The organism is Dorea sp. 210702-DFI.3.17, from assembly GCF_020560825.1.
Lineage (GTDB): Bacteria > Bacillota > Clostridia > Lachnospirales > Lachnospiraceae > Dorea > Dorea formicigenerans.
This window is the reverse complement of record NZ_JAJCNB010000048.1, coordinates 1-13,758: the sequence shown is the minus strand read 5'-3', so window position 1 is coordinate 13,758 and position 13,758 is coordinate 1. Positions and strand designations below refer to the sequence as shown.

Genomic DNA, 13,758 nt, shown 5'->3' with positions numbered 1-13,758 from the left:
ACATTTACTATTCCTCCGCTTTTGTATTTTCCACCTGTTTTCTTGTTCTTTTATTACCTGAAATCATTTTATGTCCCGTATACATAGACATGAGCATACATATAAGAGTGCTACACGCAAAATACCTATGACCTGATTTGGATCCTTTATATCCAGTATAAAAAGTTCCAATCATAGTAATTAACGCTCCGATTGACCAATACTTATGTGCTTTCATTTTATACCTCCAAATTGATTAAGCTGTTTTCAAAATAAATATCTCTGGATCATTAACAATATTATATATTCTATCCATCACTTTCGACAAGCAGAGAAAGAAATATAATCAATCCATCCGGATTATACTCAAGTGTTTCATTGATAAAAGCTTCTACCGCTTTATCCACATCTCCTGAAACACCTCCGAAAAGATTAATGCCAGCTGCCGCTAATGCGGTTTGAGCACCTCCTCAGCTTCCGCCGCAGATCAAAACATCTGCATCTGTTTTATTTATTGTCCTGCTCTTAACGGCAGCTTCCCACTCGTGTCCTTTCTCACATCTCCAAATCACTTTCTTATGAGAACCAATAGAAACCTCTGTCGGTTTTATCTTATTCTTTTCCGACCACTCCGAAGCAAACTCCTCAAAGCTGTCTGTTTCCAATATATGCTGTATGAAAATCATAACTCCCTGCAATATAAACAGGCAAAGAATCCTGATGATTCCATGTTTCATATTTTATAGAAATCCCGAATACGCTTGTAAACATATTTCTCGTTCTCCTTTTAACTCTTTTTCTTTCGTTTTAACTTTTGCAATGTTAAAAGTCAAGTTTTTGAGTTATTTTGATTTTTCTAAAATTCTTTTCTCTCACACCCTGTATTTTCCTCCTCCATCTTTTGTATATGTAAGAGGGTTCGTAGATTAGAGCAAGATCCACCCAGGTATTACCGTATCGCCATTTTGTGGCTACGGCATACCTCCGGGTAAGTCTCTTGATGGGGATTCCGATTCCCCATACCCTCGTACAGACATCAAAGATATCTGTAGGCTCTCTATCAAAGATAGTTCGAATATTGGGAGAGATAAAAGCAGACATGATTTTAAAAAATTATGAAAAAATTTTATTCCTCTACCTACTGTAATAAGGAACGGGTATCTGGCGATGTACGCCTTCCACTGCTTTTTCATCTGTTTCTCCATTTCGGAGCAACAAAAAAATAGCCGAACATCAAGAATATGCGGGATCTGGTTATCCCATCATTCTCAATGTCCGGCTATTTGGTAACTCATATCGGTTCCGTGGCTCGGTACAAAGCTCAATTATTCAGTTGTCTGCTCAATCTGTATTGATTTTAAATTTTCTAAACTTGATACTCACTTTCTTTAAAGAAAGGTCAATCTCATTGACATATTAAGATTTAATTCTGCCAACACTTATAGCAAACCCATTGACTTTATAACAAAATTTATGTATAATTTTGTTATCAGATAAGGAGGTGCTTTTATGCCGACAATCAAATCAAGTGCTGATTTAAGAAATAATTACAATGAAATTTCTACATTTTGTCATAATTATCCAGAACCAGTTTTCATTACGAAGAATGGAAAAGGCGACCTTGCAGTTATGAGCATTGAAGCCTACGAAAATCTTGCCAGCCGATTTGAGCTTTACAGCCAAATCAAGGACGGAATGGACGATATTGCATCAGGCAACACCCGACCTTTCTCTGAAGCTATGGCAGATATCAGGAGTCGCCGCACACGATGAGTTATCAGCTTCATATCACATCCACCGCAGAGCATGATATTATGCGTGCTGTGGATTACACCGAATTTACCCTAAAAAATCCACAAGCTGCTGACAATCTGTTAGATGCTGTCACAAAGCAGATAGGAACATTATCAGATTTTCCTCAAAAGTTCCGTCTTGTCGATGATCCTGTTTTAGCCAGTTGGGAAATTCGTTTTGTAATCATCAATAATTACCTTGCCTTTTATACTATTGATGAAGAAAAGCAGACCGTTATTGTAGTCCGTTTTCTCTATCAAAAAAGTAACTGGTGTTCCATTCTTCGACAGGGATTTCCCCTGGTTTAAGGAATCTGTTTTTGCAGATTCCTTTTCTATAAACTGTTCCTCCGATTTCTTTGTAATATTGTCATAATGTCAATATTCTTCCACAGAATCCCCCAGCTTATATTTCCCGTTTGGTTCATTCCACCCTTTCAGTAGCGTTTTAATCCCTGGCATCGTATAGTCCAAAAGATGAGTCAGTTCCAACACACTTTCCACTCGCATCCGCATATAATGGCGGTACTGTCGACCTAAAGGCTTTAGTTCTAACCTATTTTTCATAGACTAACTGCTCGTGTTTTTGTTCCATATTCTGTTTTAATTTACTGAAACATCTTCTGTTTGACTTAACTGTTTATGAACATCACGTCCACCATACATAATTCGCACTACATATACTATTTCAGTTTCATCATCTGTTTTGTAAAATACCAGATAATTCCCCACTGGAAAGAATCAAAGCCCTCTGCTGCGCCACGGTTCTTCCTCATAGAGCCGATTTCTGTTCGGCATAGTATCCAGCTTCCGAATTGCCGTCATAATCCGCTCTGTCTGTCCTGCAGCATTCTCCGAAGCTAACAGTTCCTCTGAAATATATCTGAAAATATTTCGCAGATCTTTCTTTGCTCCTGCTGTATACATCACTTTATATTTCATATACCAAATTCCTGTTTCATTTCTGCTTCAACTTCATCTGCTGAATACACTCTGCCAGCCTTAATATCTTCCATGCCTTTTTCTATTTCTGCATTGAACTGTTCCTTTGTCAGAGAGCCATATGCAACAGGCTCCTCATAAGCTGGAAGTTTCATCTCAAAAGGAATTCCTCTCTGGAGTACAATCTGTCTCAGAAACATTCCTACTGCATTGGACATTGGAATTCCAAGTCGATCCAGCACCTGCTCTGCCTGTTCTTTCACTTCAGGCTCAACACGTGCAAATACATTTGCTGTTCTTGCCATAGATATCGCCTCCCTCTTTTTTCTTCATTATATCTTGTTTGATTGCAGTTTGCATGCGTTTCGCAATCTGTTTTCGTAATTTCATATACCGGCAGACGGCAGGTGGCAGATAGTGTATCTATAAAAATCTGTATTTGCTTCAATGACTCTGCCACCTGTCATTCTTTTAATCGAATACTATTCTCCTGCTTTTCATTTACTTGGTACTCTTCCTGTGCAAAAAGCTGTAGACAAGTCTGATAGTTGATTCCTGTTTCTTTCGCCTGTTTCTTTAATCTTGTGAGCACAGATGCACCCATATCTTTTATCTCTTTTACAGCCATATTCCAACCACCCTTCTTGCTTTCTTCTCCACACCAAGCTTTGAGGCATACATCATTAGTTTCGCAGCATCTTTCTTTTTATCACCAATATACCTTTGAATTACAGTATTAAAGACCTCTCCATCCATCGTATTAACATGACGCAAACAATCACATACAACACGCTCTCTGTCATAAATCTTTACCGTGATTCCATCTATGTTTCCTTCACTCACACCAATATTCAATCTGGATGTTTCAATAAAATGTGGTTTTATGATAGGAAAATCTAGCCTATAACATTTGGATTGAAGATTCAGAAAAGGCACTTCAAAAATTTATAACTGCTATCGTTGGCGTTATATCTGAAACTAAAATATTTTCTGATGTGACTATTAATGAGGTTAAAGAAGTTGTATATGATAATGTGATTGGCTTTACTTATGAAGCTTTATCTGATGGTAGAGCAGGCGTAATCATTCATTTACTTAATAATGAAACTGCTAGTTTTCACGCTAATTCAATAGCATATATAAAGACTGAATAATTCGAAACCCCTACGGGGGGCTATCGGACATGAGCGCCCCGATACTGACGAGATAGCTTGTATACAGTTTTAAAAAAGTTCACACGTATGAACTCAAAAGGAGAGAAATGAAATGAAAGAAACAGAGAAGAAAAAAGAAGTAACACGGAAAGGTAATTTATTGTTTCGTCCATCTACATTTTCGGATCAACGAAAAACTCCAATGGACTCAACAGACTAAAGTCCATAAATCAGGACCACCCTAACGGGTGGTTCATTATTTTATCCATCTCGTAAATTATACTTTTTCTTCTCGAAGTTTTCAAGATATCCCTGCTTCTTTTGATACACATCACCTGCAATTGTAATCTCCTCATTCTTGGACTGAACAGTTTCCAGAATCAGTTTTATGCTGCACGACACTTTGTATAGTTATAAACTCAGTAGTTTGTACTATTCTCGTAACCATCTACAGATATCAACCACTTGCACTCCTTTATAATCATAAGTTTCATGATGTGTTCTTGCGATTATCATCTTAGGATATGCATCTCTTATTGCAAGCAAAGGCGAATATTCTCTTTCAAATGTTTTTTCATCTGAAATATTATCGCTTACCTGAATATATATTTGAATCTCACGTTTCTTTGCTACAAAATCCACCTCTTTTTTATATAGTTTTCCTACATATACCTCATATCCTCTCCTACGCAACTCCAGATAAACGATATTTTCGTAAACTCTTCCAAAGTCCATGTTTCGTGTACCATTGACTGCATAACGAAATGATGTATCACAAAGATAATATTTACTATTATTTGCCAGATATTTTTTCCCTTTTAAATCATAGCGTTTTGCCTCATAGAACAGAAATGCATTTTCCAAATACCCAATGTATTTTGACACCGTCTTTCTGGTTATCTCGCTCTGGTCATTTTTTAAAGTTTTGCTGATATTATTAGGCGAAAGTAAATTACCGATGTTATCCATCATAAATTCAGATATGTTGGTGAACTCTGATTTATTTCTTATCTTATACTTTTCAACCAAATCTCTGATAAGAATGGTTGAATACACATCCCTAACGTAATCATACTGTCTGTCCTCGGTCTTATATACATAAGATCCAGGCATACCACCAGTTCGGACATACTGATCAAAAGCTTCATCATACCTGTCTGTAATTCCATAATAAGTTAGATATTCCACGAAAGAAAATGGATATACTTTTATTTCCATCGTTCTTCCGGTAAAAAGTGTTGCTAAATCTGAGCTTAGCAAAAATGCGTTTGAACCGGTAATATAAATATCATAAATTCCTTTTGTATAAATACTATTAATTGCAAGTTCAAACTGCGGGCATAGCTGAACCTCATCAATCAATAAAACATTCGTCATTCCCTCTTTGTACTGATCCAAGATATACTTATGCAATGCATGATACTCCAACAAATGATCAAACTCTAATTCCTGAAGGTTTATCATAACAATATTTACCGGTTCCTCTAATGACTGCAAATAAGAAACAAACTCTTGCAGCAATACCGATTTACCGCTTCGTCTGATGCCCGTAATTACTTTTATATCCGGTGTCCCATACAATTCAATCAGTTCGTTTAAATACTCTTTTCTTACGATAAGCTGCATACCGCCATCTCCTATTCCCACTTTTTTAATAATTTTTATTTTTCGGTAATATATTTTATAGACTGATATTATCACACTCTGTGCATTCTGTCATTATTCTATTCCCTCTTTCTAAAAATTATTCATTTTTTGGTATTAGTTTTTTGATTTGGGAATAATTTTAAAAATTATTCTAAGACTCCTATCGAATCTGTCTATCAAGTCTACAGTTCTTTCAGAACCTCTCCAATATCTTCATTCATGCAGACAGACTTTCTCCTTATTTCGTCCGGTGCATATGCTTCCCCCCGGTTCAGACACACATAAAATGCATGTTGAAATTTGTTTGTCATCTGCCAGAACGGATATTTTATAATACCAGGGGTATTATATCCTACACCTAATTCAAGGAACACTATTTTCTGCTTTTTATGATCCTGTATAAATTTCTCGTACCGTTCTGCTGCCTGGTGCCATCCGTCATCTTCAACAAATGTCTGATCCGATCTGAGGTTCATGCTCATCGGCTTGCCACAGTGTGGGCAATATGGAATCAGACCCGTTGGAACCGTAAGCTTTATTTCTCCGTCTTCCGGTTTTTGCAGTTCCCCGTCTTTAATCTGAAATCCCTGACTCAGCACCATTTTTTTAATAGCCTCTTCATTGTCATAGGTTTCCTTATGGCAAGGTTCACTACATTGAAACAGACCATAATCTCCCTGTGTATAAAAGATTCTGTTTTTATCGAACCCGGACTTCTGGAAACAATGATCCACATTTGTCGTCAGTACAAAATAATCCTTCTCTTTCACCAGATCATGCAAGTTCTGATATACCGGTTTTGGCGCATCCGTATATCGATTAATATAGATATATCTACACCAGTAATGTGTCAGTCTTTGCCGTGAACGGTTTTCATCAGCAAAAACAGCAATACCTCTTGCACCTCGGTTGACCCATCTGCCAAAAATTTTGTTCCACTGCTCTATCTCAAGAACCGCTGTTGCATCAGGTCGCTGTGCATATACAAGTAGCTGTTCGTCATAACGTAACTTATAATTTCGGCAAGCCGAAGCCAAGAATGCCTGCCAGTTCTGAGGATTTGACACAACCGTTTTGCAGGTGCGGTTGTAAAGCTCAGAAATAAGGTCATATTTTCGTGCCATTACTCTTGCACCTCCTTATCGCTGTTTTTCTCTGTTTCTGGTCTTGTTTTTTGACGGTTCGGATTGATTGACAGGTTCAACTTTACTTCCACTAAGCTCCATTTTTTCAGCAAACTCGCATATATGATAGCAGCAATTTCCGACATACAAATGGTAGTCATCAATATACTTGCACACTCTGTCTGCTGTGTGTCCATCACGAAAAGTAATCCTGATTTTCCCTCCATCGGGAATATAGAATTTCAAATTGTAATGACTGTCTATAAATCGAATTTGCTTTTCCTGCGGCTCTGCTCTATTCTCCTGTTGCTTCATTTTCCTTACCTCTCATTTTTGTTGCTTCATCAGAACCGCCGCCCAAATACGAAAAGAGTTTACCGGACTTTGTATTCTTCTGAAGCTCCATAATCACACCCATATCAGGAATCGTGATATTCGGGATTTTCAGGATTGCTTCCATATCAAGCTGCTGCAACTTTTTCTCCGTATCACAACCGGAGTCAAAGAGTTTATTCAGCACCTTGACCTTATTCTGAAAAGTTGCTTTGTCTTTCACGAAAATACCTCCTTAGCTAATGTTGATTACAATAGAAATACTGCCGCTCTGTTCTTCTTTCTGCGGATTACGTGAATACTCAGGAAAAAGGGACTGTACTCTCTGCCTTGCCCTGCGTATGGTTTCAAAACAAGGAAGTCCGTATGCTCGGTAATTAAATACAATATCCTCAAGCGGAAGATTTCCGGCAGGTATATATCCGTACCGATTGTAATAATGCAGAATAAGAAGCATATCATCATACCTCGACATCGGGCATGCCTGCTCGGTTACAGTATAGATACCCGGCATAAGATTATCAATCTGGAACTTACCGCCATTGGCTGTTGTAACCGTCTGATTGATACCGTTTCCGGTAATTGTGAAGTTAATACCGTCAACCTTGCCGTCCTCACTGGTCTTTACAATCTGACAAGAGCCATAGCTGACTTTCATTTTCACATAACCGTTGATACTGTCGCTTACTTCCTGAGCATAGCTGACAACATCCTGCACACTGGAGTTCTGACCATGTTTACCCTCTGACCATACAACCACACCTCTGCGGACTGCATTTTTCTTCGTTGCGGTAATGGTAAATTCCTTACTCGGTGCAGTATCCATAGAAACAGTAAGTTTGTTACCATTCACTGAAAAGTTCACTCCACTGATACTTGCCTTGAAATTATATTTGGACAGCACATTGTTTGAGTCTGTCAGGGTAGTTGTGTACTTACTTCCATTCCACTCAAGTTCTATTGTCTTTGCCGAACCGGATGATTTATTACAAAAGCTTGGTATGGTCGCATGGTTCTGTACACTCTGCACCATACTGTTGTAATAACTGAAAATCTTATTGCGGAGCGGATGCCTTGCATTGATGACATCTTTCACATTGCTGCAACCACTGGCTGATACATGATTGAAGTTCACATCACGCTCTCCGATAACAGTTTCCCAGATAAGAAGCTGTGTGGCATAAGCCTGTGCAATGCTGTTTGCTGCCGCTTCATTCTGTGACCTCCAAGATGTCGAGATTGTCCCACGATAGCCATACTGTAAAATACGACCAACGAAAAGACGGATTTCATCTCCGGAAATAACCCCGTTGGATGCAAGGTTATTAAAATAATTTTCGTCATACTTATTCATTGTCTGACCGACCTTGAGCGAAATTCCCGGCTCAATACAATAAGCAACATTGCCTGAGTATGAGCCAATAGCCTTAAGATTGGTAAAATTGGAACGTCCGGTATGCCAACCATTTTTCAAGGTCAAATTGCTGTGTCCCCATACCCCATCGTAATTAGCATCGCCATCACGAGGGAAATCGACCATATAAACATCGGCTTTTTCTCCCGAAGCAGCATATGCTGTTGTCGAGCTAATGCCTGCAAAAGTGGTCACACACATAAGGGTCGCCAAGAAAAGCGACGTGACTCTTTTGAATTTTGACTTTATCATTGCGTTTCCTCCTGTAAAAATTGAAAAACACACCGTATCTCTACGATGTGCCTTTGTGGATTTTCTTTTACGACAAGATTTACCTGCCGAAAAACAAATGCGGATTTTTCGTTAATTTTTCATTTTACCATACACCTCCAGTCCGTTCATACTGTGCGATTGCCCCTTAGAGATAGACATATACTTTGAGATAGTTATATTCAAGTGAGATAATATATATCATTTTCGGTAGGTAGAAGTATAACTAAGGGGTTAGAGTGTGAGAAAGGGGAACTGTAACTCAGCCTATCTGCTGTCACGTTCTGCACGATTACGCAAAAACTTGTTGTAATGCTCCAATGCTTTGCAGACAAAATCCTCCGTCTGACTGACGGGAATGTTTTTCGGGATAAGCTGTCTTACTCTGTCGCCCCTCAACACGATTTTTTCCTTTTGGTTCGGCTTTTCCTCAGACATAACAGCGTGGATTGCTTCGGTTGTAAGGTTGCCCTCGTTGAATAACTTTCGCATACGGATTGTCTGGTCGTGTGACGGGGTTGCGTCATTTAGGTCGATTTCGTCAACCACATCACGCTGGCAATCTTCATCAAGATAAGAAAGTTCCACGGCAGGACGCATTTTAATACGCCCCTCATCAACAAATTCAAGCAATTCAGGAACAAGGTTTGTCAGACGAATATACCTGCGTATTTGTTCACGACTTTCCCCTACTTCTTCTCCAATACGAGAAACCGAAAGGGCATCTTTACCTGCCAACTTCTCCACCAGTGGTGTAGAAGTTAAATCTGTTCTTTGTCCCTGCCTTTTCATTGCTTCCAAACGCATTTTATAGGCAAAGGCTTTTTCACTCGGCAATATCTCTGACCTCTGGAAATTACTTTCAACCATTAAAATGGTCGCTTCATCTCTGTTCAGGTCTACAATCTCACTTCTCAGTGTTTCAAATCCTGCCAGTTCACAAGCTCGCTTTCGTCTGTGTCCTGAAACAAGTTCGTATCTGCCGTCCTCTTTCTGCCTTACCGTTGCCGGAGTAATCACTCCTCTTTCCTTGACACTCTCCACAAGCTGCATCATATCTTCATCGTCCCTGACCTTAAACGGGTGGTCGGGGAAATCATCAATTAGCTCCAATGGAATATCTCGGATTTTTGAAAGCTGTTCTTCATCTCTCTGTGCCTGCGTGGTAAATAAATCATCGAGCTTCGTGAGAGTGAAGTCGCTCTTTCTTCCTGCCATCGGCTAACACCTCCTTTGTAAATTCAGCGTATGCCTTAGACACTGTGCTGTTTGGCTCATAAGCATAAATACTCTTGCCTTTGGAAGAAGTTTCAGCGGCTTTTACGGCAATCGGGATTTGTGTTCGATACATTCTTATCTGATTACCAAAGTTTGCCCTGAGTGCTTCCACCGTACTCTTTGCAAGGTTTGTTCGGCTATCCACCAAAGTAAGAAGCATACCGTCTATCTTAATATCCGGATTGATATACTTCTTTACTTTTGAAATGGTCTGCACAAGCTGTGTCATACCCTTTGCAGGCAAATACTGAGCCTGAACCGGAATAATAACACTGTCTGCCGCCGATAAAGCATTGAGAGTAACCATACCAAGTGAAGGCATACAGTCTATAATTACATAATCATATCTGTTCTTCACTTGACTCAGATAATTCTTGAGTGTAGTTTCTCTGCTCATTGCGTTCACAAGGTTAAATTCCATTGCTGAAAGCTCAAGGTTTGCCGGAACAAGGTCAACACCTTCTTCGTGGTGCAGGATACCAACCATAGGGTCTGTCATCGTTTCATTGATTACATCTGTGAGTTTCGTTGCAAGCGTGATACCCAAGCCGTCTGTATCCTGCCAACCAAGACAAGTCGTTAAATCTCCCTGCGGGTCTGCGTCTATGAGCAATACTTTCTTGCCCTGCATTGCAAGCCCGACTCCGAGATTAACGGTTGTGGTAGTCTTTCCGACTCCGCCTTTCTGGTTACATACGGAAATCGTTTTACAGTTTGACACTTCTTTTTGCCCTCCTTTCTGAAAATTCATAGCCACCGCATTATGGCTATGTACCTGACCGACTCATTTCCTAATCGGTCATAGCAATATTTGTTCTCAACACCCCTTGCCAAGCAAAATGCTTATGGGAAATCACTAAGGAACAGACTGCTTATCTGTATCATAGGGTTCTAACCTCTGCCGGGTACTCCGCCAGCTCCGTAGAGAAGTATCATTATCATTCTGACTGTCATCGCCATATCAGGGGCAACCTGATACTCATAGCCGGAGTTCTCGCTATTCTGAAATACAGAAATCACGGCGTACCTGCTAAAGTGGCTATCATCAGAAATAAAGTCTTAGTGAATGACTTATTCAATTTTCAAGCGAAAAGGCTTCCGTTTTTGCTATCCGGAATGAACCCCTTCACTCATTTGGACAAAGGGGTATGAAATGCACACCCAAAATCTCCTCTTTTCCAAAAAATTCTTCCAAAAAATTTTTGAAATAAAAAAGCCGCCTGCTCCGGTTAGGAAACAGACGGCAAATCACGTTCTAAATGTATTCAATTTTCAATTTCTTTTTCTTTGCTTCAAGCACTTTACATAGAACATCATCTACTGCGTCGGTGTATCGTCCCTGAGCTGCTAAATTGTTCTTCAATTCAATGAGCAATTGTATCACTCGGCTTCGTTCTTCTTCATTTAAGTATAGATGATAGGTTTTCTCTCTCATTGGCTGTCCCTCCATCTTTCAAATGTATTTTTGATTATCTCCACATCTTCCTCGGTATCAGAAGAAATAAATATATGTACGTTCTGAAAAGCTTTCTTTAAATTATTGGCATAATCCAGTTCTGTGCCTTTCATCGGCAACTTAATCAGCCTTATTCCTCTTTGCTTGCACATATATGCTTTCATTATTTCTATATTCTCGTCAGCACTTTCTGACTCAATAGCCAACTTCTCTGAAGCTATGTATGTTTCAAGCGGAACTCCAAGCAATCGGTCAGAACCAAGTTCTGCTTTCAAGCCTTTCTTATTAGAATAATAGCTGACAGCCAAAGCAGGAAACAATGACAAATACTCCTGCTCACAAATTCGGCAGCCTTTATTCAATATCGTTCTTTCATTTATCTTCATACTCCACGAATGACCGTGCCTGCATTTCCACCACGCTCTCTTTGCCGAAGTTCGTGATACCTCTGTAGGTTTCAGTTTATTCTGTTCATAATCCCATTCGCTAAGAAGCTGACTGTCTGTTGTCGCCAAATCATTATATCCGGCAAGGACTTCTCTCTCCGCACAAACGGGGCATACCGTACCTTTCACACGGGCATTGATAACTGATTTCCACTCGTTACCGCATTTTCTGCACTTCCACCAGACATTTTTCCTCGATTTTGCATTTACCTCATCAGGCTTCAATGGTAAGTTCTTCTCCGACCACTCCGAAGCAATTTCAGGGTGTGTTGTCTGCAAATCATTAAACCCTTTCAGGAATATGTACCCACTGCAATACGGGCATTTGCTCCCACCGGAACGAGTAGAAATAAGGGTGTTCCACTCTCTGCCGCAATCCTTACACTTCCACCAAGCCTTACGATTGGCAAAGACCGTAACCTGAGTTGGAAGTAACGGATAATTTCTATCCGACCACTCGGCAGCTATATCCGGCAGAAGTGTTGCAAGGTCATTAAATCCTGCCAACACTTTATTATGAGAGCAGTACGGACAACCTGTTTTATTTATTGTCCTGCTCTTAACGGCAGCTTCCCACTCGTGACCTTTTTTACATCTCCATATCACTTTCTTATGAGAACCAATAGAAACCTCTATCGGTTTTATCTTATTCTTTTTCGACCACTGCTTTACCAATAGTGGCTCTAATGTCGCCAAATCGTTAATACCTGCAATCACTCTCGCACCGGAACATATCGGACATTTCTCTCCATTAGAACGAGCCTTAACGCTTGCCTGCCATTCATGACCGCAAGCACCTCTCCACCATACTTTTTTATTTGAACCGAAAGTAATCTCATCAGGTTTAAGCGGTAAGTTCTTCTCTGACCACTCAGGAACAAGTTCCGGGCGTACTTCTGCTAAACTGTTATTCATAGCCAAACCTCAACCTCCTTGTGCTTAGAGTATATGAAGTTTTAGCTTTATCTTGTAGTTTGCGAATATCCGTATAAATAGAAAAAGCCCTTTGAGAAAGGGATTTCTCCTCTCTCAAAGGGCAAGTTGGCAAACTGAAAGTTTCACATTATCTATTACAATGTAAATAATGCTTTTTCGTAGTCCTTAACATAATACTTAATATTGGTTCTACCTTTTTGTATTACAGTATGTCCCTCCTTCTCAAGCATCTCCTTTTGTGCCTCAACTCCTCCAGGATACTTTGCATTTAATTCCCCATTTGCTTTTAATGTTCTCCAATAAGGTGTTTTATCTTCTGCACGCTGATAACTCGCCCATGCAACTATTGAAACAAAAATTCCAGCTGTGATTGGCTCTGTAAAATCAGCACCGCTTTGTTTAGCAAAGTAATCTCTTATTGTACCTACAGTAAGCAATTTACCACAAGGCACAAGTCGCATTACTTTGTCATAGTCAATAGGTGGGGCAAAGTACATTTTATCTCCACCATATTTTTCAATGCTCTTTTCATCTGTTATTATTTGAACTTTAGGCATATCCTTGCTATCCATAAGCATAGCATTAAAATCTTTTTTATCTTCATTTGCCATAAGTATCACCTCCAAGCCAATCATATCTCAATAAATATACTCATGCAATGAGACGGTTTTTAAATTTCTCTCAAAAATTCCGATTTGTATTTCTGTTTGTTTTAAAAATGGGCAACTCCAATTGGAATTGCCCACTCATTGCACTAATTATGCGATTTTTTCTTGCTTGCACCGATTTCTGCATCAAATGATGTAAGTTTGATGTAAATCGCTGTTTTTTCAGTTTTTTATCAAATGAAGTATGTCCCGTCTATTTGGTAAAACGGTACATCTTTACATCATCTTAATAGAGCTTCGCACCTGCCGGAATGTGGTCATCTACCATCAGAAGATGAAGCTTTTCTTCGCCTTCTTCTTCATGAATAGCACTGAGGA

General features: G+C 39.4%; 19 protein-coding genes and 3 pseudogenes. 3 read left to right on the top strand and 19 right to left on the bottom strand.

The genetic code is table 11. From position 1 onward, the window contains the following. Nucleotides 1-7: 7 nt before the first annotated feature. From LI149_RS14160 to LI149_RS15755, 3 genes and pseudogenes are all read right to left on the bottom strand, one after another. Nucleotides 8-217 carry a DUF6219 family protein gene (locus tag LI149_RS14160; protein WP_227079419.1) on the bottom strand — a complete coding sequence of 70 codons (210 nt, stop codon included), beginning with the start codon at nucleotides 215-217 and terminating at the stop codon, nucleotides 8-10. A gap of 115 nt (nucleotides 218-332) precedes the next feature. Beyond that, nucleotides 333-482, bottom strand: a pseudogene (locus LI149_RS15760) (NifB/NifX family molybdenum-iron cluster-binding protein); the annotation flags it as partial. 12 nt (nucleotides 483-494) lie between these two features. Next, nucleotides 495-665 (bottom strand): annotated as a pseudogene (locus LI149_RS15755) (zinc-ribbon domain-containing protein); the annotation flags it as partial. 823 nt (nucleotides 666-1,488) lie between these two features. Here LI149_RS15755 and LI149_RS14150 point away from each other — a divergent pair. Together LI149_RS14150 and LI149_RS14145 are read left to right on the top strand one after the other, a co-directional pair. Further along, nucleotides 1,489-1,752, top strand: a complete 264-nt coding sequence (locus tag LI149_RS14150; RefSeq protein WP_005339381.1) for a type II toxin-antitoxin system Phd/YefM family antitoxin — start codon at nucleotides 1,489-1,491, stop codon at nucleotides 1,750-1,752. Further along, entirely contained in the window at nucleotides 1,749-2,081 is a 333-nt protein-coding gene (locus LI149_RS14145) for a type II toxin-antitoxin system RelE/ParE family toxin (RefSeq protein WP_005339375.1), read from the top strand. Before LI149_RS14150 ends, LI149_RS14145 begins: the two co-directional genes overlap by 4 nt. A 69-nt stretch (nucleotides 2,082-2,150) precedes the next feature. On the opposite strand, the gene LI149_RS14140 is transcribed toward LI149_RS14145, so the two are convergent. From LI149_RS14140 to LI149_RS14120, 5 genes and pseudogenes are all read right to left on the bottom strand, one after another. Next, nucleotides 2,151-2,339: a hypothetical protein gene (locus tag LI149_RS14140; RefSeq protein WP_005339373.1), complete on the bottom strand. Its 189-nt coding sequence runs from the start codon at nucleotides 2,337-2,339 to the stop codon at nucleotides 2,151-2,153. A 36-nt stretch (nucleotides 2,340-2,375) separates the two neighbouring features. Beyond that, nucleotides 2,376-2,714 (bottom strand): annotated as a pseudogene (locus LI149_RS14135) (type II toxin-antitoxin system RelE/ParE family toxin). Then, nucleotides 2,711-3,019, bottom strand: coding sequence for a type II toxin-antitoxin system RelB/DinJ family antitoxin (locus LI149_RS14130; RefSeq protein ID WP_005339370.1), 309 nt, complete (start codon nucleotides 3,017-3,019; stop codon nucleotides 2,711-2,713). The pseudogene LI149_RS14135 and the gene LI149_RS14130 overlap by 4 nt, the downstream one beginning before the upstream one ends. Before the next feature lie 158 nt (nucleotides 3,020-3,177). Beyond that, entirely contained in the window at nucleotides 3,178-3,342 is a 165-nt protein-coding gene (locus LI149_RS14125) for a hypothetical protein (protein ID WP_005339368.1), read from the bottom strand. Next, a complete protein-coding gene (locus LI149_RS14120) occupies nucleotides 3,333-3,557 on the bottom strand; it encodes a hypothetical protein (protein ID WP_173786009.1) in 225 nt (74 codons plus the stop codon). Before LI149_RS14120 ends, LI149_RS14125 begins: the two co-directional genes overlap by 10 nt. 152 nt (nucleotides 3,558-3,709) lie before the next feature. On the opposite strand from LI149_RS14120, the gene LI149_RS14115 reads away from it, so the two are divergent. Beyond that, nucleotides 3,710-3,868: a hypothetical protein gene (locus tag LI149_RS14115; protein ID WP_227079269.1), complete on the top strand. Its 159-nt coding sequence runs from the start codon at nucleotides 3,710-3,712 to the stop codon at nucleotides 3,866-3,868. Between the two features lie 261 nt (nucleotides 3,869-4,129). On the opposite strand, the gene LI149_RS14110 is transcribed toward LI149_RS14115, so the two are convergent. From LI149_RS14110 to LI149_RS14060, 11 genes are all read right to left on the bottom strand, one after another. Beyond that, complete coding sequence (locus tag LI149_RS14110; RefSeq protein WP_227079268.1) at nucleotides 4,130-4,270, bottom strand: hypothetical protein; 141 nt, start codon at nucleotides 4,268-4,270, stop codon at nucleotides 4,130-4,132. Nucleotides 4,271-4,300: 30 nt separating this feature from the next. Continuing rightward, the gene (locus LI149_RS14105) at nucleotides 4,301-5,494 is read right to left on the bottom strand and encodes an ATP-binding protein (protein ID WP_005339363.1); all 1,194 of its coding nucleotides are present in this window, start codon (nucleotides 5,492-5,494) and stop codon (nucleotides 4,301-4,303) included. A gap of 203 nt (nucleotides 5,495-5,697) precedes the next feature. Next, nucleotides 5,698-6,639: a Sir2 silent information regulator family NAD-dependent deacetylase gene (locus LI149_RS14100; protein WP_304515589.1), complete on the bottom strand. Its 942-nt coding sequence runs from the start codon at nucleotides 6,637-6,639 to the stop codon at nucleotides 5,698-5,700. A 15-nt stretch (nucleotides 6,640-6,654) separates the two neighbouring features. After that, entirely contained in the window at nucleotides 6,655-6,954 is a 300-nt protein-coding gene (locus LI149_RS14095; RefSeq protein WP_015512771.1) for a hypothetical protein, read from the bottom strand. Continuing rightward, a complete protein-coding gene (locus tag LI149_RS14090; protein ID WP_023920501.1) occupies nucleotides 6,935-7,195 on the bottom strand; it encodes a hypothetical protein in 261 nt (86 codons plus the stop codon). Before LI149_RS14090 ends, LI149_RS14095 begins: the two co-directional genes overlap by 20 nt. 12 nt (nucleotides 7,196-7,207) lie before the next feature. After that, nucleotides 7,208-8,638, bottom strand: a complete 1,431-nt coding sequence (locus LI149_RS14085; protein ID WP_227143534.1) for a Cys-Gln thioester bond-forming surface protein — start codon at nucleotides 8,636-8,638, stop codon at nucleotides 7,208-7,210. A 285-nt stretch (nucleotides 8,639-8,923) separates the two neighbouring features. Then, nucleotides 8,924-9,874 carry a ParB/RepB/Spo0J family partition protein gene (locus LI149_RS14080; protein ID WP_055057186.1) on the bottom strand — a complete coding sequence of 317 codons (951 nt, stop codon included), beginning with the start codon at nucleotides 9,872-9,874 and terminating at the stop codon, nucleotides 8,924-8,926. After that, nucleotides 9,831-10,655, bottom strand: a complete 825-nt coding sequence (locus LI149_RS14075) for a ParA family protein (RefSeq protein WP_054754259.1) — start codon at nucleotides 10,653-10,655, stop codon at nucleotides 9,831-9,833. Before LI149_RS14075 ends, LI149_RS14080 begins: the two co-directional genes overlap by 44 nt. Before the next feature lie 534 nt (nucleotides 10,656-11,189). Further along, nucleotides 11,190-11,369 carry a hypothetical protein gene (locus LI149_RS14070; protein ID WP_035402001.1) on the bottom strand — a complete coding sequence of 60 codons (180 nt, stop codon included), beginning with the start codon at nucleotides 11,367-11,369 and terminating at the stop codon, nucleotides 11,190-11,192. Next, nucleotides 11,366-12,751, bottom strand: a complete 1,386-nt coding sequence (locus tag LI149_RS14065; protein ID WP_227143533.1) for a zinc-ribbon domain-containing protein — start codon at nucleotides 12,749-12,751, stop codon at nucleotides 11,366-11,368. The genes LI149_RS14070 and LI149_RS14065 overlap by 4 nt, the downstream gene beginning before the upstream one ends. Nucleotides 12,752-12,906: 155 nt before the next feature. Beyond that, on the bottom strand, nucleotides 12,907-13,383 hold the full coding sequence (locus tag LI149_RS14060) for an MGMT family protein (RefSeq protein WP_035401488.1): 477 nt from the start codon (nucleotides 13,381-13,383) through the stop codon (nucleotides 12,907-12,909). Nucleotides 13,384-13,758 lie beyond the last annotated feature (375 nt).